The organism is Cupriavidus sp. 05N39 (assembly GCF_056397325.1).
The window spans coordinates 1-21,993 of record NZ_JBFTNE010000073.1; the positions used below are offsets into that span (position 1 = coordinate 1).

Annotated in this window: 19 protein-coding genes and 1 pseudogene; 15 read left to right on the forward strand and 5 right to left on the reverse strand. The window is 67.9% G+C overall.

The genetic code is table 11. From position 1 onward, the window contains the following. Positions 1-550: 550 nt before the first annotated feature. The 5 genes from AC1DN0_RS28555 to AC1DN0_RS28575 all read left to right on the forward strand — a co-directional run bounded on the left by AC1DN0_RS28555 (position 551) and on the right by AC1DN0_RS28575 (position 3,789). Positions 551-922, forward strand: a complete 372-nt coding sequence (locus AC1DN0_RS28555) for an MBL fold metallo-hydrolase (protein ID WP_441636391.1) — start codon at positions 551-553, stop codon at positions 920-922. Next, the gene (locus AC1DN0_RS28560; protein ID WP_477146183.1) at positions 922-2,217 is read left to right on the forward strand and encodes a F390 synthetase-related protein; all 1,296 of its coding nucleotides are present in this window, start codon (positions 922-924) and stop codon (positions 2,215-2,217) included. The genes AC1DN0_RS28555 and AC1DN0_RS28560 overlap by 1 nt, the downstream gene beginning before the upstream one ends. A gap of 87 nt (positions 2,218-2,304) precedes the next feature. Continuing rightward, positions 2,305-2,445, forward strand: a complete 141-nt coding sequence (locus tag AC1DN0_RS28565; RefSeq protein WP_441636395.1) for a hypothetical protein — start codon at positions 2,305-2,307, stop codon at positions 2,443-2,445. A gap of 353 nt (positions 2,446-2,798) precedes the next feature. Then, positions 2,799-3,047 (forward strand): hypothetical protein, encoded by a 249-nt coding sequence (locus AC1DN0_RS28570; RefSeq protein WP_441636397.1) that lies wholly within the window; start codon positions 2,799-2,801, stop codon positions 3,045-3,047. 16 nt (positions 3,048-3,063) lie between these two features. Then, positions 3,064-3,789, forward strand: coding sequence for a response regulator transcription factor (locus AC1DN0_RS28575; protein WP_441636399.1), 726 nt, complete (start codon positions 3,064-3,066; stop codon positions 3,787-3,789). 21 nt (positions 3,790-3,810) lie between these two features. On the opposite strand, the gene AC1DN0_RS28580 is transcribed toward AC1DN0_RS28575, so the two are convergent. Further along, positions 3,811-5,631, reverse strand: coding sequence for a phosphodiesterase (locus tag AC1DN0_RS28580; RefSeq protein WP_441636401.1), 1,821 nt, complete (start codon positions 5,629-5,631; stop codon positions 3,811-3,813). 269 nt (positions 5,632-5,900) lie between these two features. Here AC1DN0_RS28580 and AC1DN0_RS28585 point away from each other — a divergent pair, with 269 nt between their 5' ends. From AC1DN0_RS28585 to AC1DN0_RS28600, 4 genes are read left to right on the forward strand one after another with little or no spacing between them, the layout of a single operon-like run. Continuing rightward, positions 5,901-7,505 carry a methyl-accepting chemotaxis protein gene (locus AC1DN0_RS28585; protein WP_441636403.1) on the forward strand — a complete coding sequence of 535 codons (1,605 nt, stop codon included), beginning with the start codon at positions 5,901-5,903 and terminating at the stop codon, positions 7,503-7,505. A 37-nt stretch (positions 7,506-7,542) separates the two neighbouring features. Further along, entirely contained in the window at positions 7,543-7,680 is a 138-nt protein-coding gene (locus AC1DN0_RS28590; RefSeq protein ID WP_441636405.1) for a hypothetical protein, read from the forward strand. Next, positions 7,677-9,230: a class I adenylate-forming enzyme family protein gene (locus tag AC1DN0_RS28595; RefSeq protein ID WP_441636407.1), complete on the forward strand. Its 1,554-nt coding sequence runs from the start codon at positions 7,677-7,679 to the stop codon at positions 9,228-9,230. The genes AC1DN0_RS28590 and AC1DN0_RS28595 overlap by 4 nt, the downstream gene beginning before the upstream one ends. Positions 9,231-9,261: 31 nt before the next feature. Beyond that, a complete protein-coding gene (locus AC1DN0_RS28600; protein WP_441636409.1) occupies positions 9,262-10,080 on the forward strand; it encodes an IclR family transcriptional regulator in 819 nt (272 codons plus the stop codon). A gap of 57 nt (positions 10,081-10,137) precedes the next feature. On the opposite strand, the gene AC1DN0_RS28605 is transcribed toward AC1DN0_RS28600, so the two are convergent. The 4 genes from AC1DN0_RS28605 to AC1DN0_RS28620 all read right to left on the reverse strand — a co-directional run bounded on the left by AC1DN0_RS28605 (position 10,138) and on the right by AC1DN0_RS28620 (position 15,512). Further along, positions 10,138-11,211, reverse strand: a complete 1,074-nt coding sequence (locus tag AC1DN0_RS28605; RefSeq protein WP_441636411.1) for an Ldh family oxidoreductase — start codon at positions 11,209-11,211, stop codon at positions 10,138-10,140. Positions 11,212-11,253: 42 nt separating this feature from the next. Then, positions 11,254-12,246 (reverse strand): Bug family tripartite tricarboxylate transporter substrate binding protein, encoded by a 993-nt coding sequence (locus AC1DN0_RS28610; RefSeq protein ID WP_035861276.1) that lies wholly within the window; start codon positions 12,244-12,246, stop codon positions 11,254-11,256. 64 nt (positions 12,247-12,310) lie between these two features. Next, on the reverse strand, positions 12,311-13,735 hold the full coding sequence (locus AC1DN0_RS28615; RefSeq protein ID WP_441636414.1) for an FAD-binding oxidoreductase: 1,425 nt from the start codon (positions 13,733-13,735) through the stop codon (positions 12,311-12,313). A 76-nt stretch (positions 13,736-13,811) separates the two neighbouring features. Continuing rightward, positions 13,812-15,512, reverse strand: coding sequence for a thiamine pyrophosphate-binding protein (locus tag AC1DN0_RS28620; RefSeq protein WP_477111210.1), 1,701 nt, complete (start codon positions 15,510-15,512; stop codon positions 13,812-13,814). Between the two features lie 314 nt (positions 15,513-15,826). Between AC1DN0_RS28620 and AC1DN0_RS28625 the strand changes: the two genes are divergently transcribed. From AC1DN0_RS28625 to AC1DN0_RS28650, 6 genes and pseudogenes are all read left to right on the forward strand, one after another. After that, positions 15,827-16,861 (forward strand): Bug family tripartite tricarboxylate transporter substrate binding protein, encoded by a 1,035-nt coding sequence (locus tag AC1DN0_RS28625; RefSeq protein WP_477144187.1) that lies wholly within the window; start codon positions 15,827-15,829, stop codon positions 16,859-16,861. A 109-nt stretch (positions 16,862-16,970) separates the two neighbouring features. Continuing rightward, complete coding sequence (locus tag AC1DN0_RS28630) at positions 16,971-18,065, forward strand: malate/lactate/ureidoglycolate dehydrogenase (protein WP_441636085.1); 1,095 nt, start codon at positions 16,971-16,973, stop codon at positions 18,063-18,065. Positions 18,066-18,112: 47 nt separating this feature from the next. Further along, positions 18,113-18,487, forward strand: a complete 375-nt coding sequence (locus tag AC1DN0_RS28635) for a 5-carboxymethyl-2-hydroxymuconate Delta-isomerase (protein WP_441636083.1) — start codon at positions 18,113-18,115, stop codon at positions 18,485-18,487. 134 nt (positions 18,488-18,621) lie between these two features. After that, positions 18,622-20,160: a UxaA family hydrolase gene (locus AC1DN0_RS28640; protein WP_477146184.1), complete on the forward strand. Its 1,539-nt coding sequence runs from the start codon at positions 18,622-18,624 to the stop codon at positions 20,158-20,160. Positions 20,161-20,217: 57 nt separating this feature from the next. After that, positions 20,218-21,009 carry a 2-dehydro-3-deoxyglucarate aldolase gene (garL, locus tag AC1DN0_RS28645; RefSeq protein ID WP_477146185.1) on the forward strand — a complete coding sequence of 264 codons (792 nt, stop codon included), beginning with the start codon at positions 20,218-20,220 and terminating at the stop codon, positions 21,007-21,009. Positions 21,010-21,056: 47 nt separating this feature from the next. Beyond that, positions 21,057-21,983: pseudogene (locus AC1DN0_RS28650) on the forward strand (2-hydroxy-3-oxopropionate reductase); the annotation flags it as partial. Positions 21,984-21,993: the final 10 nt, after the last annotated feature.

Consider the following 21,993-nt stretch of genomic DNA (forward strand, 5'->3'; position numbering starts at 1 on the left):
CGCATCGCCTTAAGGCGATACTCAAACATGGGTCCCTCTTTTCCGCTCTTTTCGCCGGATCCCGAGGCGCCCCATACGGCCTGGTACACCTTCACGGCTCGCTTCGCATCGCGGGTCGGTGTTTGCCGCCCCACGGGCGGTAAACACGGCTACACCAAATCGGGAGTTTGACGACGTTGCAGGGCCCTGGAATTTGAGGGCTTAAACTTCCTGTCTCCTGTCTCCTGTCTCCTGTCGCTATCCGCGACTAGGGGGCCGCGAGAGCTAGTCCGCCAAAAGCAATGACTGGTCGCCGTCTGCCGCGCTTGCGGGGGAGGTGAAACTGCCTTTGATTTCAGGCCTTTGAGCCGTTGCCGTGAAGTCAAATTCCTGCATTTGCCGCCAAAAGCCATCCCCTCGCCGCCGACTCATTACAATACGCACCTCCAATCACATCCATCACCTGCGCGATTTTCCCGATACACGGTTTTACTGCTCCGGCGCCGGATGGCAATCCACGCGCTCGCTGCGCGGTATCGGCGCGCTGCGCCGGGGCTTCGTACCGGGACTGATGCCGGCGGATTTCGAGCAACGCGTTGGCTTTGTCGAGGTCTTCGGGCGCCAGCCGCTGCCCGCGGCGCTGACGCCGTTCCACCAGGGCTATGCCTTGCCGGACAGCGCCGGCGAAGTCTTCCTGGTGGAACTGCCAGGACATGCCGCCGGCCATCTCGGCGCCTTCGTGCACACGCCTGAAGGCTGGGTGCTGCTGGCCTCGGACGCGGCATGGTCGCCGACCAGCTACCGGGAACTGATCGGTCCGTCGCCGATTGCCAACCTGATCATGGAGAACCCACGGACCTACCATGCCACGCTCAGGCAATTGCATGCCCTGCATCGCAACGGACAGGTGGAAATCCGGCTGACTCATGAGGGGGCGCTCTGATGCAGTTGCCACGCATGCTCGGGGCCTACTGGCACGCGCGCCGGTTGCGCTTTGCCGGCCGCGCCGAACTGGAGGCGCACCAGACCCGGCAGATGACCCGTTTCCGCCAGCGCGTGCTGGTCCGCAGCCCCTATTTCGCGCCCTGGCTTTCGCGGCCGATGCAGGACTGGCCACGCATGGACAAGGCTGTGCTGATGGCCAACTTCGACCGGATCAACACCGCCGGACTACGCCTTGACGATGTCCTGGCGTGCGCCCGGCGCGCCGAGGCATCGCGCGATTTCAGTCCCACCTTGCAGGGCTATAGCGTGGGGCTGTCCTCCGGCACCTCCGGCGGCCGTGGCGCCTTTGTGGTGAGCCGGCCGGAACAGGCGCAATGGGCCGGCACCCTGCTGGCCAGGCTGCTGCCGCGCGGGCTGCTGGCGGGCGAGCGCGTGGCGCTGTTCCTGCGCACCAACAGCAACCTCTACACCGCGGTGCGCAATCCCTGGCTCTCGTTCGCGTTTTTCGACCTGTTCACGCCGTTCGAGGACCATCTTGCGCGGCTGGAGCGCTATGCGCCCACCATCGTCGTGGCGCCCGCGCAGGTGCTGCGGGCTCTCGCGCTGGCGCGGCAGGCGGGCCGTAGCGCGCTGCGGCCGGCACGCGTCGTTTCGGTAGCCGAAGTGCTGGAAGACCGCGACCGCGCCTTGCTGGCCAGCGTGTTCGGCGAGCCCGGCGAGGTCTATCAGGCCACAGAGGGTTTTCTCGGCGTGACTTGTGCCCACGGCACGCTGCACCTCAACGAGGAGTTTGTCCATGTCGAGCCGGAATGGCTGGATCACGAACGCTTCGTTCCCATCGTGACTGACTTCACCCGCACCACCCAGCCCATCGTCCGCTACCGGCTCGACGATGTGCTGGTACGGCGCRCCGGCGCTTGTCCGTGCGGCAGCCCAGCGCTGGCGCTGGCCCGCATCGAAGGCCGCTGCGACGACATGCTGGTACTGCCGGGCAGGAACGGGGAGCCGGTCAAGGTCTTTGCCGACGTGCTGTCGCGTGCCTTCGCACAGGCCTTGCCGCTGGCCGCGGACTACCGGCTGCGCCAGACCGGGTCGAACGCGCTATCCCTTTATGCCGAGGGCGGCAGCGTCGTGGAAGCGGCCTGCCGCTCACGGCTGGAGACGGTGCTTGCGGAGCTTGGGGTCGCCGTTGTCGGGCTGGACTGGCAATACGACGCCGCGCCGCCACCCGCCGATTTCACCACCAAGCGCTGCCGCATCGTGCGTCTGCGCTCGGTCACGCACGACGCATGAATAACGGCATGCACGGAGCGGCCGCGCCGGCTTCGGCATGGTGGTGCTGCCGGCAAGGATGCGGGGAATCCCGCGCGGCGCCGGCCCATGCCGGACCTCCTGATCGGCCTGGCCGGCCCACTGCTGGAACCCCGCCCCGATTGGCTCGGCGCCCTTCTTTACCTGGGCTTGCTGTTGCATGGCATGGCCACCCTGCCCCGATCGCTGCTGCGCGCGCAAGCGCGCTGAGCTCGCCCCCGGCAACTGTCACCCGTTGGCCGTCTGCCACGGCACTGTCCAAAAATTAGGCAGACCGATACATAACCGCCACTATTGGGCGAACGCGACGCACCGGACTTGGTTATCCACACAAACTGTGGATAACGCGATCTGGCAATTGTGGACAAATTGTGTACGTGCGTCGCAGCAATCCGCGCTGCGTTTGCGCGGCCATGCGCAATGCCGGGAGACGTTGGGATCACGCCAATCCCGCATCGGGAAGCGTGCGCGAGAGCTTGTGGATTCACGCTGCATGGGCTTTACCCCCTTCATTTAGGACGGGTCCGATTTTATTGGCGCCATGCCGCCAGTAAACTCCCGACATGCTTTTCGCCGCCGCATTCCTTCCCACCAACATCCATGCCTTGCAGGCGATGGGGCGCGCGTATGCCGAAATGCCAGGCGAACTCGACGAGCGTATCGCTTTGCTCGAGTCCGGGCTATTGGCCTCGGCGACCGGGATCGGGCACCTGAAGCGTCAGGTCGCCAAGCTGCGCCTGGAAGAACTTCTCTTCGACCAGGCGCAGGCCGCGCCTGAGGCGGACCGGTTCGCCACCATCAAACCTGCATAACGCTTATGACACTTCTATGAAGATCGCACTGCTAGCGGACCTATCGGTTCAGGCCAAGGCCTTTGCAGACTCCCTGTCGCGCGCCGGCGTCTATTGCCACACCTACCACGCAAGCCAGGAACTCTTCCACGGCATCGACCAGTCCGGATACGACGTCCTGCTGATCGACCACGAACTGGCGGACATGCCCGCCGTGGATGCCGTGCGCGCGGTACGTGGCGCCTGGCGCTGCGAGGTGCCCGTCATGGTGCTATCCAGCCGGCGAGACGAAGACTCCGTCGTCAATACCCTGCAGGCCGGCGCCGATGACTACATGATCCGCCCCCTGCGCTCACGGGAACTRGTGGCCCGGCTGTATGCGCTGCAGCGCCGCACTGCCTCGCGCGGGCAATCGCTTGACCGTGTCGTCAAGGTCGGCCCTTACGCACTGGATTGCCTCTCGCACCAGGCCGTATTCCAGGGCCGGCGGCTGCCGATGACGCCCAAGGAGTTCGATCTCGCCTCGCTGCTGTTTTCCAATGTAGGACGCGTCCTATCGCACACGCATATCGAGCTGGCGATATGGGGCTACCCGCTGCCGCCGTCGTCGCGCGCGCTGGCGAGCCTGGTTTCGCGCCTGCGCCGCACGCTGCGGCTCTGTCCCCGCAACGGCCTGGTCCTCACCGTGATCTATGCCCAGGGCTATCGCCTCGATCAAACCGGTCCGGGCCTGGCCGCGCCGAGCCCTCAAGGGTTCGGCTGACCGCTGCCGCGGCGGCGCCCGTCAGGTCCCCGGCCGGCTGCTTGGCATCAGGTCGCGCAGGTCGATCACGGCAAAACCGCTGGCGGCCTTCTTGGCTTCGCGCTTGGCCATAGCCGCGGCCGCGCCGATATGGCTGCTGCCCAGGCGGGGCAGCCCGGCAATACCTTCCAGCACCCGTGGCCCGACCCGCACCGCGCCAGCAGCCATCGACACGGCGGGGAAGAACACGGCCTGCCCGCCGCGATCTTCGCCATGGATGCCGCCTGCCGCGCGGTCGGCGTCGTCGTACATCTCGCGTGACGCACGATTGAAACGCGCAATCGCCGAGCACGTGCGTTCCGCCCAGTCGGGGCTCTGGTACAGCACCAGGAAATCGTCTCCTCCCACATGGCCCAGGAAATCTCGCGTGGGATCGCAAGTTTGCGTGAGGATGGCGGCCGCTCCCTTCAGCATTTCGTCGCCCTTCCAGTAGCCGTACTGGTCGTTGTAGGGCTTGAAATGGTTGAGGTCCACATAACAGGCATGGAACTCCGCGCCCGCTTCGATCAGGCGATCGATATGGCGGTTCAGGGGCATGTTGCCCGGCAGGAAGGTCAGCGGGTTGGCGTAGCGCGCCGCCTTCATGCGGATCTCGGTCACCGCGCGGATCAGGTCGGCGCCGGTGCCAAGGCCGGCGTAGCGCCCCCGCTCGGTGATGATGAAGCCGTCGGCCAGCGGACGCTGGTCCTCGCCCGACAGCGCCTGCGCCATTTCCTCGATGCTCGCGCTCAAGTCGAAACAGAGCGGCGCGCGATTGGCCATGCCGATGCAGGCTTTCCTGCCATACAGCTCCCGATGGAACGGCACCGCGAAGCGGTCGATGAAGTAGTGCCGGTTGACGATGGCCAGCGGTGTGTCGTCCTCGCTCACCACCGCCACCGCATGCAGTCCCGCATGCGCATGAAACAGCGCCAGCAGTTCATTGTTGCTGGTGGCCGGGCTCACGGCGGGAGCGGACCGCAGCAGCTTGCCCGCCGACACCCCGGGATGCGCCGAACGCACGGCCTGCGGAAACACGGCGATCTGCCTGGACACCAGCGCCTGGCGGGCCTGCTGCCCGACTTCCCGCAGCGGCTGCGGCTCCGGCCGTCCGAGGTAATAACCCTGGCCGAAGGGCACGCCCAGGTCGCGCAGCACCGCCAGTTCGTCGGCGTCCTCGATGCCTTCGGCGATTACCGCGCCCCCCATTGCCTTCACCAGGGCCAGCAGCGTGCGCACGACCTCGAGCCGGCGCGAGCAGGTGCCGATACCGCGCACCAGCGACTTGTCCAGCTTGGTGAAGTGCGGTGCGAGAAGAATCAGCCGGTCGAGATTGGCGTGGCCGGTGCCGAAATCGTCCAGCGCGCATTGCATGCCCAACGCATGCAGCACAGCCATGGCCTGGCCAAAGCGCTCGGCGTCCTCGATGGGCGTCTGCTCGGTGACCTCGATCACCACCCGTTCCGGCGCGATGCTGTCCGCTATCAGGGTCCGCATCGCGCGGCCGTCTTCGGCCAGCAGGTAGCGCAGCGCCATGGTGCTGAAGTTGAGGAACAGCTTGCCGCGCAAGCCGCGCGCCAGGCAGCTGGCTAGTCCGGTGCGCGCCGCCTGCAATTCGATCTGGACGGTTTCGGCCTCGTTGCGGGCGAGACGGAACAAAGCGTCCGGCATGGCCAGCGGCGAGTTGGACGGGCCGCGAACCAATGCCTCATAGCCCAGGATCTCGCCAGTGCTGAAGGCGACGATAGGCTGGAAGACGGCGTGCAGCGGCGGCAAACGCAGCCGCGGCACGGGCGCGCCGGCCAGGGGAGAGGCAAATTGCATGGACGGAGTGAACGTGACGTGGGGAAAGCGCGGCGCCAGGCGCGAAAAGCCGGTGAGCCAAAGTGACTCGCCCTCTATTTCATGTCAGGAATGTGTCGCCCGGATGACAAAATCGATTACCCCCTCGCGCGGCCGGGATGTCATGGATGCGTCACAGATGCCGGCCAGCATGCGGGGAAAATCCAATTCATGCCGTCGCCCGCCGCAAGCGCGGGATGGCGGTACCCCAGGGTCAGCAAGTGGGCCGCCTGGTCCATCGGAGTCTCAACGTGTCGCAAACCATCAAACTCAGTTTTCCACGCCGCACGGGCTGGCGCATCCCGTCCTGGCTGGGCCGGCTTCCGCTTGCCGCGCGCATGTGCGCCGCGTTCGCGCTGGTCTATGTGTTTGGTGCCGTGGTCGGGCTGACGGGCATCTTCAGTCTGGTTTCGGTCAAGCAGATGACAGATACGCTTTACCAGCGGGATATGCAGGGCGCCATCGCCGCGGAACGCGCGCAATCGGCGCTGGCCCGGCTTGGCCGTGCCCAGCTGGCGCTGACCATGGCCACCAGCGGCAGCGAGCGCGATGGCGCGGTGGCCGATATCGATAGCGCTCTCGGTGGCCTCGACCAGGCCCTGTCGATCGTTCGCAACGCGGCGCCCGCGCAGGCTCAGGCGTTGCAGCAGGAGCGCGACAGTGCCGCGGCAATGCTGCGGGATTACGTCGCCCTGCTGCGCAAGCAGCCGCTCGATGCGTTGCAGTTCGACAGTTCGGTCTCGGTCGATGGTCATTTCCTGGGCGAACAGCTGCAAAAGCTGGCCGAGCTGGTCGAAGTCACCCGCAAGCAGCAGGAGCGGCAGGCCGCCGATACGGTCGCCACGGTGGCCGCCAGCCAGTTGCGGGCCCAGGCCGTGATGGCGGCCATGCTGGTGGCGAGCCTGGCGGCGGCGGCCGCGCTGGCCTGGTTTGCTTCGCGCCTGCTGCTCTCGGAGCTGGGCGGCGAACCGGCCGACGCGGCCAAGGTGGCGAGCCGCATCGCCTCGGGGGATTTGCAGCAGCCGGTGCGCGTGCGGGCGGGCGACGAGCACAGCCTGATGTGCCTGCTGGCACGCATGCGCGACCAGTTGGCCGGCGTACTGGAAGGCATCCAACTTTCCGGCGCCGAAATCGCCGCGGCCAGCGAAGGCATTGCCCATGGCAACCAGGATCTGTCCCGCCGCACCGCACTGCAGGTTGCGGCGCTGGCCGCCGCCGCCGACAGCGTGGCGCGCCTTACCGCGCTGGTCGGGCAGGCCCACGCACAGGCCACCGAATCCAGCGCGATGGCGCTCCGGGCACGCGAAGCCACCGACCGTGGCATGGCGGTGGTCGGCCAGATGAGCGGCGCCATGGAGGCGGTGAACCAGCACTCGCGCAGCATCACGGAAATGGTCGAGGTGATCGAGAGCATCGCCTTCCAGACCAATATCCTGGCGCTCAATGCTGCCGTGGAAGCCGCGCGCGCGGGCGAGGCCGGGCGCGGCTTCGCGGTCGTGGCCCAGGAAGTGCGCGGGCTGGCGCAGCGCAGCGCAACCTCCGCGCGCGAAATTCGCGCCACCATTGGCCACGCGGGCGAGGAGATCGCCCGCGGGGCGCGCCTGAGCGGGCAAGTGGTCAGCGCAATGGGCGGCATCGAGCAGGCGGTGGCTCAAAGCCATGCGCTGGCCGAGCGGCTGTGCGGCGTGGCGGACGAACAGGCACGCGGCATCCGCTCGGTCGGAGAGGCCGTGGCCCAGCTCGACCAGACCACCCGGCAGAACGCCGAACTCGTGGAAGCCGTCACGGCGCAGGCCGCCAGCCTGGATCAACAAGCGGCCGGGCTGGCGGCCGGGGTGGCTCGCTTCCGGTTCTGAGGGTGGCTATCAGGCGGCGGTCAGCGTAGCAGGTGTCATGGCAATCGAACTGCAGTTCTGCAATGCAGAACTGCAGTTCCACCCTGCAGTTGACGCGCAAGGCGATCGGTGGGAATATCCGGCGATCGAACAATCCGGCGGCCCACGCCGGAAGCCTTACACGGAGACTGTATGAGTCGCACTCCCATGCCCGGCGCGCACGCGCCGGCTGCCGCCCCCTCCTCCTCGTTTACCCGCCTGCACCAGACCTTTGGCCCCTGGGTCCAGAGCCATCCCGAGCGCGTGGCGCTGATGGATGCCGAGCGGTCGCTGCGCTACGGCGAACTGGACGGCGCCATTGCCGAGACTGCCCGCGCCCTTGCGGCCCAGGGCGTGCGCGGCGGCGATCGCGTGGTGCTGGTGACGGAGAACAGCGTGGGCTGCGCGGTGCTGATCCTGGCGCTGAGCGCACTCGATGCATGGGCCGTGCCGGTCAACGCCCGCCTGTCCGCCCGCGAGATCGACAACATCGTCGAGCATTGCGGGGCGCGCATCGCGCTGTACCTCGACAGCGCCCATCCCGAAGCGCGCGAGCACGGCCTGGCACGCGGCGCACAGCCGGCCGAATGGCCGCACGTGGGCCGCCTGCTGCTGGGCGCGACCGACCAGGCCGCCGTGGCCGAGCCGGTGGAAGCGGCGGCGCGCGACCAGGTCGCGGCGCTGATCTACACCACGGGCACCACCGGCGCCGCCAAGGCCGTGATGCTGACGCATGCCAACCTGATGTTCATTGGGCGCTCCAACCGGCTGCAGGCGCGCGTGCAGCCGGGTGACCGGGTCTACGGCGTGCTGCCGATCTCGCATGTCTATGGGCTGTCGGTGCTGCTGGTCGGCCCGCTCTCGAACGGCGCCACCGTCTATTACGAGCCGCGCTTCCGCCCGGAAAAACTCGCGCACGCGCTGGTCACGGAGCAACTCACCGTGCTGCACGGCGTGCCCGCCATGTACGCCAAGCTGATCGAATGGAGCCGCGCCCAGGCCACGCCGCTGCAGGCGCCCGCGCTGCGCATGGCGCAATCCGGCGGCGCGCCGCTGACGGCCTCGCTCAAGGCCGCCTTCGAAGCCAGCTTCGGAATCATCCTGCACAACGGCTACGGCATGACCGAAACCTCGCCCACGGTCTGCCAGACCCGGGTGGAAGCCCCGCGCACGGACTGCTCGGTGGGCCCGGTCGTGCCTGACGTAGAGATCCGCCTGGGCGAGCCGCTGCCCGACGGCAGCGGCGAACTGCAGGTGCGCGGCCCCAATGTGATGAAGGGCTATTACCGCCGCCCCGACCTGACGGCGCAGGTGATCGATGCCGACGGCTGGCTGCATACCGGCGACCTGGCCCGCATCGACGCGGACGGCGCGGTGTCCATCGTGGGCCGCTCCAAGGAAATCATCATCCATTCCGGCTTTAACGTGTACCCCGAGGAAGTCGAGCAATCGATCAACGCCTACCCGGCCGTGCTGCAGTCCGCGGTGGTCGGGCGCGCGGTGGAAGGCAATGAGGAGGTCATCGCCTTTATCGAAGTGCGCGACGGCATGGAAGTGGACCAGGCCGCTCTGCGCGCTTTCCTGCGCGAGCGTCTGTCGCCCTACAAGATGCCAGCCGAGGTCAGGGTCGTGGCCCACTTGCCGGCCGCGCCGTCGGGCAAGATCCTCAAGGCCAGGCTGCGCGAGCTGCTGGCCAGCGCGGGCTGAAGCACAACCCTGACGCCGCCGAGGCCACCGCATGTCCGAACCGCAGAGCGAACCGCAGACCGACGAGGCGCACCAGCACAAGGAAGACCGGCATTTCGTGACCGCGCTGGCGCGCGGCCTGGACGTGCTGGCCTGCTTCCGCAGCTTCGAGACGCGCCTGGGCAATGCCGAGCTGGCGCAACGCTGCGGCCTGCCCAAGTCGACCGTGTCGCGCCTTACGCATACGCTGACCGAGCTTGGCTACCTGCGGCCGGACCCGGAGCAGCTCAAGTACCAGCTCGGCAGTTCGGCGCTGGCGCTGGCGCCTGCGGCGCAGCGCGGCGTCGACGTGCTCGCCGTGGTGCGGCCGTATATGCAGGAGCTGGCCGACCTGTCACAGGGCGTGACTTCACTGATCGTGCGCGACCGCGCGCAGATGCTGATCTACGAGAATTGCCAGTCCGAGTCATACCTGACGTTGCGGGTAGCGGTCGGCACGCGGATTTCCGGCCTGACCTCGGCTGCCGGGCGCGCCTATCTGGAGGCCCTGCCCGCTGGCGAACAACGCCAGGCCCTCGCTGCCTTCCGGCACCAGGACGGGATGGATGCCGCCAGTGCCGAGGCCATCGTCGCGCGCAGCCGCGCGGACGTACTGCGCCTGGGTTGCACCACATCCTTCGGCGAATGGCTGCCAGACATCAACTCGATCGCCGCCGCCTTCCGCCCCGGCCCGGCGCTGCCGCCGATGACGCTGTCCTGCAGCGGCCCGACGGCCATCCTGCCAGCCACGCAATTGCTCGAGAAGGTGCGCCCGCGACTGGTCGAGCGCATTCGCGAGATCGAATCGGTGCTGCGCGCACAGGACCGCTAAGCCACGGCCCCGGCGTTGCCTTGGCTGTCCTCCATCCCAGGCAGCCGCCCGCCCGCATCAAGCCAACGGCGCGGGTGCCGCCATGCCGTATTTTTCCAGCCACGGCGCCAGCTGCGGCAGGATGACGGGGTTGAGCGCCACGCCATCGCGCAACTGGCGCGCCTTGCGCTCCAGCGCGCCCTGCCCTGGCAACCGTACGCGCTTCACACCGGGCCGCGGCGGGTTGCCGGTACAGGCGCGCGCCACCCAGCCCATCTGGGTGGCGAAGGCCTCCTCGCCGGCAAAGGCTGCCGGATCCAGGATCTGCAGGAACACGGTATTGCCCCAGCGCTTGCCTGGATCGTCGCGGCCATGGCCCGTCAACCCGGCGGTCAGCGCTTCCACCATCAGCGACAGCGCAAAGCCCTTGTGGCCGGCATCGAGTCCGCCCAGGGGCAGGATCGAACCCGAGTGCGGCGGGAACAGCACCGCCGGATCGTCGCTGGCATTGCCGTGTTCGTCGATCAGCCACTGGTGCGGCAGCCGCTTGCCTTCCTTGTACAAGCGGCCGGTCAGGCCATTGGTGGTGATGGAAGTGGAGACATCGATCAGCACCGGGCCCTCCGGCGTGGGAAATCCCACCGCCAGCGGGCTGGGGGAAAACACCGGGCGCATACCGCCAAAGGGCGCCACGGTGGCCGCGCCGGGCGCCGAGGAAAACAGCAGCATGACGAAGCCGGCCTTGGTTGCCCGTTCCAGGTAAGCCGCCAGGCAGGCGATATGGTGGGAGCGGCGGATCGTGACCGTACCGGTGCCGTAGTCGCGTGCCCGGGCCATCGCGGTTTCCATGGCGCGCAGCGTCAGCCACGGCCCTGGCAGGCGCTTGCCGTCCCAGGTGGCCACGGCGGCGCGATTGGCCAGCACCTCGTAGTCTTCCCTGACCGCCATGCTGCCGCTTTCGATCTCGGCCAGGTAGGTAGGCAGCAATTGCAGGCCATGCGTATCGTGGCCCATCAGGTCGCCTTCGACCAGGATGTCCGCCACGTCGGCGGCTCGCTCGGCGGGCATGCCCGCGCGCTCGAACATGGCCTGCGCCATGCTGCGCAGCGCAGCGGCATCATGGCGCGCAATGGCTGTGGATTGGCTTTGCATAGTGGCTCCGTCAGGTCGGGCGTGCCGGGCACGCCTCTGGTTTTACTCGTTGACCGATACGCCGGCGGCCTTGACCACCTTTTCCCAGCGCACCTTCTCGGCCAGGGCGAAGGACTGGAATTCGGTGCTGGGCCTGGGATCGGGCTCGGCGCCGGCATTGACCAGCTGCTCGCGGAACTCGGGCCGGCGCATGGCTGCCATCACGGCGTCGCTGACCTTCGCCACGATCTCGCGCGGCGTGCCGGCCGGGGCGAACAGGCCGAACCAGGAGCCGGTGACAAAGCCCGGCAGGCCGGCCTCTTCCATGGTAGGCACGTCAGGCAGCGCGGCCATGCGTCTGGCGCCGGTGACCGCAAGCGCCTTGAGCTTGCCGGACTTGACGAACGGCAGCGAGGTCGGCGCGTTATCGAACATGATCTGCACCTGGCCGCCCATCAGGTCCGTCACCGCCAGCGCGCTGCCCTTGTATGGCACGTGCACCATCGCGGTTCCTGTCATCACCTTGTACAGCTCGCCCGAAAGGTGGATCGAGCTGCCCGCGCCCGACGAGGCAAAGGTGGCGCGTCCGTTCTCGCTCTTCACGAACTGCGTAAGCTCCTTGACGTTGCGGGCCGGCACCGAGGGATTGACCACCAGGATGTTCGGCACCGAAGCGACCATCGCCACGGCCGTGAAATCCTTCGCCGTATCGTAAGGCATCTTGCGATAGAAACTGGCGTTGATGGCGTTGGTACCGACCGTGCCCATCAGCAGCGTGTAGCCGTCCGGCGCGGACTTGGCGACAATGTCGGCGCCGATATTGCCCGAAGCGCCGGGGCGGTTCTCCACCACTACGGGCTGGCCCAGCGCCTTCTGCAGGTCGCGCCCGATCAGGCGGGCCACGATATCGGTATTGCCGCCGGCGGCAAACGGCACCACCACGCGGATCGGCCTGGAGGGATAGGTATCCGCCTGCGCGGGCAACGCCGCGCAGGCGGTGGCCGCAGCCAGTGCCGCCAGCAGCGCGCGGCGCGAAGGCTTGAAGCTTTGATGCATGGTTGTCTCCTTTGTGGTTCTTGTAGTGGCCATGCTGCCGGCCCCAGGATCATGCGAAGTGCGCTCAATGAGACGGATCCGGCAGCAGCCGCCCCGGATTCATCAGCCCGTGCGGGTCCAGGGCGTGCTTGATTTTCTGCATCAGCGCCATTTCCACGGCGGATTTGTAGTGCGCGTTCTTGTCGACCTTGAGCTGGCCGATGCCATGCTCGGCCGAGATCGAGCCGCGCGCGCGGTGCACCGCCTCGTACACCAGCGCGCTGATCGCCGCGCCGTTGGCCCGCACGAACTCCGGCTGCGGCATGCCCTGCGGCGCGCTGACGTTGTAGTGCAGGTTGCCGTCGCCGAGGTGGCCGAAGGCCAGCACGCGCGCGCCCGGATGCGCGGCCACGATGGCGGCGCTGGTGTGGGCGATGAACTCGCCGATGGCCGAGATCGGCACCGAGATATCGTGCTTGAGGTTGTCGCCCTCTTGCGACTGGGCCTCGGGCAGGTGATGCCGGATCCGCCACAGGCCATCGGACTGCGCCAGCGAAGCGGCAATGGCTGCATCGGCCACGATGCCGGCCTCGAAGGCCTCCTCCATCAACTCGCCGAAGGCTTGCGTGGCATGGGCTTCGCTGTGCGGGTCGCTGCTTTCCAGCAGGACGTACCAGGGATGCGCCTGGTCGAACGGCGCGCGGCAGTCCGGGAAATGGCGTGCCACCAGTGCCACGCACACGCCGCTCATCAGTTCGAACGCGGTCAGCGTGGCAGCCAGCCGGCGCTGCGCGAGTTCCAGCAGGCGCAGCGCCGCATGCGGGTTGCTCACCGCGGCCAGCGCGGTCATGCGCGCGGCCGGCCGGGGGAATAGCTTGAGGGTAGCGGCGGTAATCACGCCCAGGGTGCCCTCGGCGCCGATAAAGAGCTGCTTCAGGTCGTAACCGGTGTTGTCTTTACGCAGGCCACGCAGGCCGTCCCAGGTCTCGCCGTCGGGCGTGACCACTTCCAGGCCCAGGCATAACTCGCGCGTATTGCCATAGCGCAGCACCTGCACCCCGCCCGCGTTGCTGGCGAGGTTGCCGCCGATGGTGCAACTGCCCTCCGCGCCCAGCGACAGCGGATACAGGCGCCCCGCCTCCTGCGCCGCCTGCTGGACGGCGGCCAGGATGCAGCCGGCCTCGGCGGTCAGCGTGTTATTGAGCGGATCGATCTCGCGGATGCGGTTCAGCCGCGCCGTGGAGAGCACCAGCGCGCGCCCGCCGCCATCGGGAATGGCGCCGCCCACCATGCCGGTATTGCCGCCTTGCGGCACCAGCGGCACCCGCCGCGCCGCGCACCAGCGCACGATCGCAGCCACATCCCCGGTGGTGTCCGGCTGCGCCACCGCGAGCGCGCGGCCGGTCCAGCTGCGGCGCCAGTCGGTGAGGAACGGGGCTGTGTCCTCGGGCGCGGTCAGCAAGCGGCCGGCAAACCGGCTGCGCAGGTCGGCCAGCGTGGCATCGGTCATGGCGTGTCTCCTGTTTTTGTCTTATGTGGGGTGTCTTCTCGTACTGGCAGTGCCAATGGCAGTGCTAATGGCGGTGCTAATCGGCGATGCGCATCGCCGGCGTGATCTGGCGCGGATCCGTCACCAGTTCCAGCAACGCAGGCTTGCCCGCCGCCTGTGCCCGCGCGAAGGCCGCGGCAAAGTCCTCCGTCTGCGTCACGCGTTCGGCCCAGGCCCCGCACGACTGCGCCATCGCCACGAAATCCGGGCTCGGGATCGCCGTGCCGCTGACGCGGCCCGGATAGCGCTTTTCCTGGTGCATGCGGATGGTGCCGTACATGCCGTTGTTGACCACCACCACGATCAGGTTGACGCCGTACTGCGCGGCGGTGGCCAGTTCCTGCGGATACATCAGGAAACAGCCGTCGCCGGCGAAGCACACCACGGTGCGCCGCGGGTCGCGCAGCTTGGCGGCAACCGCCGCGGGCAGGCCGTAGCCCATGGCGCCGCAAGTCGGCGCCAGCTCGGTGCGCGGCTGGCGGTAGGCGTAGAAGCGATGGAGCCAGACGGTGTAGTTGCCCGCGCCGTTACTCAGCACGGCGTCGTCGGGCAAGACGCGGTCCAGGTGCGCAATCACCGCGCCCATGTCCACGCCCGTGAGCTGCGGGTGCGGCCTGGCCGGCATGGCGAAGGCGGTATGCGCGGCGCGCGCGGCGCTGGTCCATTCGCCCCAGCGCACGGCGGCGGGCGGCGTCAGCGCGGCCAGCATGGCGGCGCCGGGTTCGATGCCCGCATGGATGGCCAGCTCGGGCTGGTACACGCGGCCAAGCTCGGCGCTGTCGGCATGCAGGTGGATCAGGCGCTGGCGCGGGCGCGGCACTTCCAGCAAGGTGTAGCCATCGGTGGCGATGTCGCCCAGCCGCGTGCCGAAGGCCAGGATCAGGTCGGCGTCGCGCACGCGCTCCGCCAGCGCGGGATTGACGCCAAGGCTGAGGTGGCCGACGTAGTGCGGGTCGCGGTTGTCGAACACATCCTGGCGGCGGAAGGCGCATGCCACCGGCAGGTTCCAGCGCTGCACGAAGGCGGTGAAATCGGCCGCCGCGCGCGCGCTCCAGTTGGCGCCGCCGGCGATCACCAGCGGACGCTGCGCGCCGGCCAGCGCCACGGCCAGCGCTGCCGCGTCGGCCGCGTGCGGCGCGGCCTCCACCGGGCAATAACATCCTGTATCGGCCACTTCGCACAGGCCATCCAGCACGTCCTCCGGCAGCGAGATCACCACGGGACCGGGCCGGCCGGAGGTAGCGCACTGGAAGGCGCGGGCTACCAGTTCGGGGATGCGGGCCGGATCCTCGATCTCCACCACCCATTTGGCGATGGAGCCGAACATGGCGCCATAGTCCACCTCCTGGAAAGCCTCGCGCCCCTTGTGGCCGCGTGCGATCTGGCCGACGAAGAGCAGCATCGGCGTGGAATCCTGGGCGGCGATATGCACCCCGATGCTGGCGTGGGTGGCGCCCGGCCCGCGGGTGACGAAGCAGATGCCGGGGCGCCCGGTGAGCTTGCCGTCGGCCTCGGCCATATTGGCCGCCGCGCCCTCGTGCTTGCACACGATCAGGTCGATGGCGGGCTGGTCATGCAAGGCGTCCAGCACGTCGAGGAAGCTCTCGCCCGGCACGCAGAAGATGCGCTCGGCGCCATGGATGCGCAGGGCGTCCACCAGCACGTGGCCACCGGAACGGGCCAGCCTGGCGGGCGATGACGGGGAAAGCGCGGTGGCTGCAACGGATTGGCTGGTCATGATGATACGGAATGGTGCGGTGCAATCGGACAGATGCCGGGCGCTGCCTTGGCACGAGCGCATCGGAAAGCGTCCGGCGAATCCGGAAAAGCCGGGACTGCATGGATTGTTATGCCGCGAGTGCCTTGTGCGCCTGGCATACGCCGCATTTCTGCTATGCGTAAAACGCAAGGCTGCGCTTGCCGGGCGCGTGTAGATTGTTGCCAGGCGATCTCGCCCTGCCCCCGCGTCCCTTGCCCATGCATGGCGGTGCGGCGAGGCAGCGGAAAGGAAGATGGCTTCGACAAAAACGATCAGGAGACCCAGATATGCCCATGCGCCCGCAACCCGGCCAGTCACTCCAGCCTTCCCGCCGCTTCGCCAGGCTTTGGACCTGCGCACTGGCCGCACTTACCGCGCTGGGCACCCTGGCCAGCGTCCTGCCGGCGTATGCGCAGGACGCGTGGCCGACCAGGCCGGTCAACTACGTCGTGCCCTTCGCCGCGGGCGGCACCACTGACGTGCTGGGGCGCCTGATCGGCCAGCGCCTGTCGCAGATGATCGGCCAGCCGGTGGTGGTGGAAAACCGGGCCGGCGCGGGCGGCAATATCGGCTCGGACTACGTGGCCAAGGCGGCGCCTGACGGCTACACCCTGGTGGGCGGCACCATCAGCTCGCACGCGATCAATGTGAGCCTGTACCCGAAGATGCCCTACGACCCGATCAGGAATTTCCAGCCGGTGGCCCTGATCGGCACACTGCCCAACCTGCTGGTGGTCAATGCCAACAGCCCGTGGAAGAACGTGCAGGACGTGATTGCGGCGGCCAGGGCCAAGCCCGGTACGGTCTCCTTCGGCTCGGCGGGTAATGGCACCTCGCAGCACCTCGCCGGCGAATTGTTCGCCAACATGGCAGGCGTCAAGCTGCTCCATGTGCCATTCAAAGGCAGCAGCCCGGCAGTGCAGGCGCTACTGGGCAACCAGGTGGACGTGCTGTTCGAAAACAGCGTGGCCGCCATGCCGATGATCCAGTCCGGCAAATTCCGCGCCCTGGCCACCACCGCCGCCAAGCGCGCGCGTGAGTTGCCGGACGTGCCAACGGTGGCCGAGGCCGGCGGGCCGAAACTGCAGGGCTACGAGATTGTTTCCTGGCAAGCCGTGTTCGCCCCCGCCGGCACGCCCGCGCCCATCGTCAACCGCCTTGCCACCGACATAGGCAAGATCATCCAGGAACCCGACATGCGCGCCCGCCTCGCCGCGCTGGGGATCGAGCCGTCCGGCGCGGGCCCGGCCGAACTGGGCGCTTTCCAGAAGAGCGAAGTGGCCAAATGGGCGCAACTGATCAAGACCGCGAATATCCGGCCGGAATGACGCCAGCGCATGGCTCGCGTGCCTTGCCGGGTACCCAAGCGGGGCCCGGCGGCTTATGATGGCCAATTGATTTTGCCTGTGACCCCTTCCCTCTTCCCCCCCGAAGCCCATGAGTGAACACCGCATTCCGACCGCCGCCCTCCACCAGTGGGTAGTCGATCTCTGGCTCGCCGCCGGTTCCGACGCGCGCGAGGCCCGCCTCACCGCCGATCACCTGGTCGGCGCCAACCTGTCCGGCCACGATTCCCACGGCGTCGGCATGATCCCCAAGTACGTGCTGTCCTGGCTGGGCGAGCAGCTCCAGCTGAACCAGCACGTGAGCGTGGTGCACGAGGCCGGCGGCATCCTGAGCCTGGACGGCAACCGCGGCATGGGCCAGGCGGTGACCGAGGAGGCCATGGGCCTGGCGATCGAACGCGCGCGCGAGCACGGCGTATGCGTGCTGGGCCTGCGCCGCTCGCACCATCTGGGCCGGGTCGGGCACTGGGCCGAGCAGGCCACCGCGGCCGGCATGATCTCCATCCACTTCGTCAACGTGTTGTCCAAGCCGATCGTGGCCCCGCACGGAGGCTACGAGGCCCGCTATGGCACCAACCCGTTCACCATCGGCGTGCCGGTGGCCGGCGCCGAGCCGCTGGTGATGGACTTCGCCACCAGTGCGATCGCGCTGGGCAAGGTGCGCGTGGCCAACAACAAGGGCGTGCCGGTGCCGCCGGGCTGCCTGCTGGATGCGCAAGGCCAGCCCACCGACGACCCCGCCGTGATGTTCCCGCCCGCAGGCGATCCGCAAGGCGCGCTGCGCGCCTTCGGCGAGCACAAGGGCTATGTGCTGGCGGTCATGTGCGAACTGCTGGGCGCTGCCGTGACGGGCGGCCACACCATCCGCCCGGAGACCCTGACCCACGAGCATGCGGTCTGGAACAATATGCTGGCCATCGTGTTCGACCCGGCGCGCCTGGGCAGCAGCACCACCTTTGGCCATGAGGTGCAGGCCTTCGTCGACTGGCTGCGGTCCTCGCAACTGCAGCCCGGCACCGATGCCATCCTCCTGCCCGGCGAGCCCGAGCGCGCATGGCGCCGCGCCCGCGCGGCGTTCATGCCCGTGGACAGCGGAACGCTCGCCCAGCTCGACGATGCCGCGGCACGCGTGCAGGCCGCGCGAGGGAAATCGCCCGGCCCGCTATCGCGGCTGGCGGTGGACTGATCCGCCCTGTTCCGGGCGATAAACCGACAACCCAAGGCCTAGCCACCATGCCGCACCTAATTATCGAAATCACCGAAAACACGCGCCTGACCTGCTCGCAGGAGGAACTGCTGGACGAAGCCAATGCCGCGTTGCTGGCATCCGGCCAGTTCAACGAACCCGACATCAAGTCGCGCTGCATTACGCTGACTTCCTTCCGCCAGGGCACCGAAGCACGCGAACGCGCCTTCGTGCATGCGCGCCTGCACATCCTGGACGGCCGCGAACTGGCGGTGCGCCAGGCGCTCAGCAAGGCGGTCTGCGACGTCATCGCCGAAGCCGTACGGCCGGGCGACGCCGAAGACAGCGTGCAGGTCAGCGTGGAAGTCGTGGAGATGGAACGCGCCAGCTTTGCCAAGCAGATCGTCAGCGGCGCACGCTGAGGCTGCGCCAGGGCCGCCGCGGCGGCCCGCCGGGAACCGGCAACAACGATGGCCTCGACGCCTGCCGCACCAGCGGCGGGCGGCAACGAAAGGCCACGCCATATCCAATCGCGAAGAAGCCCCCAGGAGATAACGTGTCCGCTACCCAACCCGCCGCCCCGGTGATCCGCCTGCACGCGCAGGACAACGTACTGATCGCGCGTACCGAACTCAGCATCGGCACGCCAGTGCCCGGCGAGGCGTTCAGCATCCGCAGCCAGGTGCCGGCCGGGTACAAGATCGCGGCGCGCGCCATCGCCAGGGGCGAGCCCATCCTCAAGTACAACACCACGATCGGCTTTGCCGGTGCCGACATTGCGCCGGGCGCGCTGGTATCCGGACACAATATCGAGTTCCGCGAGTTCGACCGCGACTACGCCCATGCGCGCGACTTCGTGCCGGTAGCGCTGCTGCCCGAAGCGGAACGAGCCACCTTCGACGGCATCGTGCGCGAGGATGGCCGCGTGGCCACGCGCAACTTTATCGGCGTGGTCGCCACCGTCAACTGCTCGGCCACCGTGGTGCACAAGATCGCCGAATGGTTCACGCCCGAGCGGCTGGCCGACTATCCCAACGTGGACGGCGTGGTGGCCTTCGCCCACAGCACCGGCTGCGGCATGGAGATGAGCGGCGAGCCGATGGCCATGCTGCAGCGGACCCTGGCCGGCTATATGCGCCACCCCAACCTGGCAGCCGTGCTGGTGGTCGGGCTGGGCTGCGAACGCAACCAGATCAATGCGCTGCTGAAGGCCGAAGGACTGGAGCCCGGGCCCCGGCTGCATGCGTTCACCATGCAGGACACCGGCGGCACCCGCAAGACCATCGCCGCCGGCGTGGCCGCGGTGCAGGCACTGCTGCCGGATGCCAACCGGGCCGTACGCCAGCCGGTGCCGGCCAGCCACATCAGCATCGGCCTGCAATGCGGCGGTTCGGACAGCTTTTCGTCGATCACGGCCAACCCGGCGCTGGGCGCGGCCATGGACATCCTGGTGCGCCACGGCGGCACGGCCATCCTGTCGGAAACGCCGGAGATCTATGGCGTCGAGCACACGCTGACGCGCCGCGCGGCCAGCCGCGAGGTGGGCGAGAAGCTGGTCGAGCGCATCCGCTGGTGGAAGGATAGCTACGCCGCCGGCCGCGATGTGCAGATCAATGGCCGCGTCAGCCCCGGCAACCAGGCCGGCGGGCTGGCCAATATCTTCGAGAAATCACTGGGGTCGTCGATGAAGGGCGGCACCGGCCCGCTGATGGGCGTGTATCGCTACGCCGAACCGATCACGCAAAAGGGCTTCGTCTTCATGGACTCGCCCGGTTTCGACCCTGTATCGGCCACCGGGCAGATCGCCAGCGGCGCCAACCTGATCTGCTTCACCACCGGGCGCGGCTCCATGTTCGGCRCCAAGCCGGTGCCATCGCTCAAGCTCGCCACCAACTCGCCGATGTACCAGCGCCTGGAAGAAGACATGGACATCAATTGCGGCGAGATCCTCGACGGTACCGCTACCATCCAGAGCATGGGCGAACACATCTTCGCGCGGATCCTGGCGGCGGCCTCCGGCCAGCGCACCAAGAGCGAGTTGCTCGGCCTGGGCGACCATGAGTTCGCGCCGTGGCAGATCGGCATCACCGGCTGACGCAGCCCCCATCCGCTATCGCGCGCCGCGCCTCAATAAACAGGAACACTAAACGACATGTCAACGCTGCCGAATTCGAACTTGCCCTCCCCGCTGCCCAACCGCTTCCGTGCCGACATCCTCGCGCGCAAGCGCGTGATCGGCTGCTGGTGCTCGCTGGGCAATCCCACTACCACCGAGATCCTCGGCCTGGCCGGCTTCGACTGGCTGCTGCTCGACGGCGAGCACTCGCCCAACGATGTGCTCACCTTTATTCCGCAGCTGATGGCGCTGCAAGGCAGCGTGAGCGCGCCTGTGGTGCGCCCGCCGGTAAACGATCCGGTGGTGATGAAGCGCCTGCTGGACATCGGTTTCTATAATTTCCTGATTCCCTTTGTCGAAAGCGCCGAACAGGCCGGGCGCGCCGTCAGCGCCACCCRCTACCCGCCGGCCGGTGTGCGCGGCGTGTCGATGGTCCAGCGCAGTAACCGCTACGGCACCGTGCCGGAGTACTTCAGCCAGATCAACGACAATATCTGCGTGCTGGTACAGATCGAAAGCCGGAAAGGCGTCGATGCCGCCGATGCCATCTGCGCCGTGGAAGGCGTGGACGGCATCTTTATCGGCCCGTCGGACCTGGCTGCAGCCTGCGGCCATCTCGGCAACCCCAACCATCCCGAGGTGCAGGCGCAGGTGGCGCGCATCTTTGACGCCGCCAATCGAGCGGGCRAGGCGGTCGGCACGCTGACGCCGGTGGAAGCCGATGCGCGCCGCTACCTGGATATGGGCGCGAGCTTCGTGGCGGTGGGCCTGGACCAGAATATCTTCCGCAGCGCCACGCAGGCGCTGCGCGATCGCTTCGCCGGCTAGGCGCGGCATCCGCCCGAAGCCGCGCCGCGCGCGGCCCCAACGTACGACAGACGACAGACGAGGGGACTGACATGAGCAAGATCGGATTTATCGGACTGGGCGTGATGGGCACGCCCATGGCGCAACACCTGCTGGCCGGCGGCAATACGCTCTATGTCCACTCCCGCAGCGGGCCGCCAAAGGCCCTGCTCGATGCCGGCGCCCAGGCCTGCGCCAATGCCACCGAAGTGGCGCGGCAGAGCGATGTGATCTTCCTGATRCTGCCCGACACGCCCGACGTGGAGCGCGTGCTGTTTGGTGAAAACGGCGTGGCGCAAGGCCTCTCCAAAGGCAAGGTCGTGGTCGACATGAGTTCCATTTCTCCGATAGAAACGCGCGTCTTCGCCGGAAGAATCGAAGCGCTCGGCTGCGACTACGTGGACGGCCCCGTCTCCGGCGGCGAAGTCGGCGCCAGGGCCGCCACGCTGTCGATCATGGCCGGCGGCAAGCAGACCGTGTTCGACCGCGTGCTGCCGTTGCTGCAACTGATGGGCAAGAACATCACGCTGGTGGGCGGCGTGGGCGACGGGCAGGTGGCCAAGGTGGCGAACCAGGTGATCGTCGCGCTGACCATCGAGGCCGTGGGCGAGGCCCTGGTGCTGGCCGCCAAGGCAGGCGCCGACCCGGCCCGCGTGCGCGAAGCGCTGATGGGCGGCTTTGCCAGCTCGCGCATCCTGGAAGTGCATGGCGAGCGGATGATCAAGCGCACCTTCGATCCGGGCTTCCGCATCGAACTGCACCAGAAGGACCTCAACCTGGCGCTGTCGACCGCGCACAAGCTGGGCGTGAGCCTGCCGAATACCGCCTCGTGCCAGCAACTGTTCAATGTGTGCGGCGCGCTTGGCGGCGCCAGATGGGACCATTCCGGCCTGGTGCGGGCGCTGGAACACATGTCCGGGCACGCCATCGGCGACAAGCCCGCCGCCAAGGCCTGAACTTGCCCGC

What these genes read in the sequence shown, in the direction of transcription:
- AC1DN0_RS28590 (WP_441636405.1), top strand. Translation starts at nt 7,543, where the DNA reads ATGGCAATCGAACTGCAGTTCTGCAATGCAGAACTGCAGTTCCACCCT.
- AC1DN0_RS28555 (WP_441636391.1), top strand. Translation starts at nt 551, where the DNA reads ATGCCGGCGGATTTCGAGCAACGCGTTGGCTTTGTCGAGGTCTTCGGG.
- AC1DN0_RS28610 (WP_035861276.1), bottom strand. Translation starts at nt 12,246, where the DNA reads ATGCATCAAAGCTTCAAGCCTTCGCGCCGCGCGCTGCTGGCGGCACTG.
- AC1DN0_RS28565 (WP_441636395.1), top strand. Translation starts at nt 2,305, where the DNA reads ATGCCGGACCTCCTGATCGGCCTGGCCGGCCCACTGCTGGAACCCCGC.
- AC1DN0_RS28600 (WP_441636409.1), top strand. Translation starts at nt 9,262, where the DNA reads ATGTCCGAACCGCAGAGCGAACCGCAGACCGACGAGGCGCACCAGCAC.
- AC1DN0_RS28615 (WP_441636414.1), bottom strand. Translation starts at nt 13,735, where the DNA reads ATGACCGATGCCACGCTGGCCGACCTGCGCAGCCGGTTTGCCGGCCGC.
- AC1DN0_RS28595 (WP_441636407.1), top strand. Translation starts at nt 7,677, where the DNA reads ATGAGTCGCACTCCCATGCCCGGCGCGCACGCGCCGGCTGCCGCCCCC.
- AC1DN0_RS28635 (WP_441636083.1), top strand. Translation starts at nt 18,113, where the DNA reads ATGCCGCACCTAATTATCGAAATCACCGAAAACACGCGCCTGACCTGC.
- AC1DN0_RS28630 (WP_441636085.1), top strand. Translation starts at nt 16,971, where the DNA reads ATGAGTGAACACCGCATTCCGACCGCCGCCCTCCACCAGTGGGTAGTC.
- AC1DN0_RS28620 (WP_477111210.1), bottom strand. Translation starts at nt 15,512, where the DNA reads ATGACCAGCCAATCCGTTGCAGCCACCGCGCTTTCCCCGTCATCGCCC.
- AC1DN0_RS28580 (WP_441636401.1), bottom strand. Translation starts at nt 5,631, where the DNA reads ATGCAATTTGCCTCTCCCCTGGCCGGCGCGCCCGTGCCGCGGCTGCGT.
- AC1DN0_RS28570 (WP_441636397.1), top strand. Translation starts at nt 2,799, where the DNA reads ATGCTTTTCGCCGCCGCATTCCTTCCCACCAACATCCATGCCTTGCAG.
- AC1DN0_RS28605 (WP_441636411.1), bottom strand. Translation starts at nt 11,211, where the DNA reads ATGCAAAGCCAATCCACAGCCATTGCGCGCCATGATGCCGCTGCGCTG.
- AC1DN0_RS28625 (WP_477144187.1), top strand. Translation starts at nt 15,827, where the DNA reads ATGCGCCCGCAACCCGGCCAGTCACTCCAGCCTTCCCGCCGCTTCGCC.